The 2,125-nt window shown below is 44.9% G+C and carries 1 pseudogene; it reads right to left on the bottom strand.

The features are described from left to right. A pseudogene (locus ACFIMC_RS04890) lies at positions 1-2,125 on the bottom strand (filamentous hemagglutinin); the annotation flags it as partial.

The following is a 2,125-nucleotide window of genomic DNA, read 5'->3' as shown; positions in this document are numbered from 1 at the left end:
ATTGACATCATCGCCCATGATCAAAGCCCCAGCAGAAACAAAGGAGGCTCTGTCTTTTTCAGGGATGTAAAGCACCGGTGCGTAAACATCCATGCCCTTGACCTGTTGGCGCACATAAATCACCATCGGGGCTTCTAGAGAAGCCAATTGTTCTTCACTCAAAGCCTCACCAAAGGGGAGATTGTGGGCTTTTGCATAGTCTGCCCCGACATCCAGCAAGGTTTTGACTTGTTCAATGGCATCACTTCCAGGAATAAAGGAACCTTTGCCCAAACCTTGACCAACCAGATCACGCATTTGTTTTTCAATCAGCTGCTTTTCAAAATAAGCATCACCTAAGAAAAAAATCTCTCTGTCAGGATTGTAGCCAATTCTGTTCAAATAATAAGCTGAGCCATAAAACTTGCCAACATCAAGGAATTCTGCCCGCGTTTCATAAATAAAATTCTGGTTGGGCAGCGTGCCCCCAACCCCACCCGATTGGGGCTTTGGTAAAGGGAGCCCCTCAGAAAGTTCCCCTGCATTATTGAGATCCACTTTTGGTGTAAAGAGAGCGCCAGCCCCGGTTAAACCACTTAAGGACTCCAGTGGATTGCCTTCAACTGCTTGTGCTTTAAAATGCGCATCCCCTGTAATCGAACCTTCCGCTGCCGTGTTATTGAGTTGATCGACCACCAAATTCAACGTGCCACCCGCTTGGACAAGACCAGGAGCTGCATCAAGAGCTTCTGAACCAGTATGGCGATCCTTGCCATCGGCTATATCTAAAGAAACATCGCGGCTTCCATCAGCTTTATAGCCATAACAATAACCATCCTGCGTATTGGCATTACAACCCAGATAAGTTTTTTTATAAGCTGTTGCCCCCAGATTGGTGAGCACACCAGCGTGGATATCGGCATTTCCCCCTGCTCTCATAGAGCTATAATGGTTGTCAATGGTATCAGCGTTAATGATGAGATTGCCACTAGATTGTATTACCCCCGAAACAGTTGGTTTATGCGAAAATGCTTGTGTGACAGTCTTTTCTGTCATATGTGACCAGTCTTCGTTTATTGACCCAAACCATCCTCCCTTCCGCCGAGAACCATTCCATACAAACTCTTCTATGTCTCCTTTTCGAGCATTATGTTTCCAAGTAAATGCCTTATAGACTGTCCCATCTTTTAAAGTTGCCGTGCCATAGGTTCCTTCTTTGTTATTCCAAAGTTGTTGCTCAAATATAAAGTGTTTTGGACCGACTGGCCCACTCTCCCTCTTAGAAAGTTTTCCTTTTCCCCAACGATCCCAGTACATATCATGATATAAAGGCCTACCATCGAGAAAATTATATTTGTCTGGTTTTTCGAATGAAATATCGCTATATTCCGTTTTTTCCGTGATGACAGGCGTGCTATCAGCTTCGTTTTTCAGGGTGTTGGTTTGGATATTTAAGTTTCCACCAGCTTGAATCAAGCCTGCTTTGTTGACAAGCGAAAGGCTTTTTCCGCTGCCATCTGCATTGGTGAAACCCAAATCACCCTCTGCCATTATGGTGCCAAAATCATTCAACAAAGCCCCATCAACTTGTAAAGCACCATTGCCCTTCACATAAATTAAGCCCGTTTTGTTGTTGGTCACATCCCCCGTCACGCTAAAGACTAAATCCTGCCCCGATGCCAATTGACCGCTATTTCTAAGCTCCCCCGTCTTGATCACGAAATCTCGTGCCGCTAAAACAGAAGTTGTCTCATCAACCATAACGCTTGGAGCAACAAAAAGAATATCTCCAGTTCCACCCTGATCTGTCACGGCTTGTAGCCGCGCATGGTGAATATCAAGGGCATTGGTGCTTTGAAAGTCTAAACCGCCATAAGTCAATTCGCTGCCCGAGACATCAATATGATCTGCAATTAAATACAGCGTTTGCGGCGTGTAAATATGAGAACGATTATTGCTTAAATCGAGAGTGTTTGCTGTCAATCTCACATCCCCCTCAGCAGACAACACATTCTCAACACTGATCTCTCCTGATACCGATGTCAATGTTGCACTGCCATAGCCTATGACCTGATCATAATAGATGTCGTTGCCTGCAAAAATTTCAATATTGCCACCACTGGCAATCTGACCAACCTTCACCCCT

Source organism: Bartonella sp. AP21QHHD, assembly GCF_042196205.1.
Lineage (GTDB): Bacteria > Pseudomonadota > Alphaproteobacteria > Rhizobiales > Rhizobiaceae > Bartonella.
This window is presented reverse-complemented; position numbering and strand designations above follow the sequence as displayed.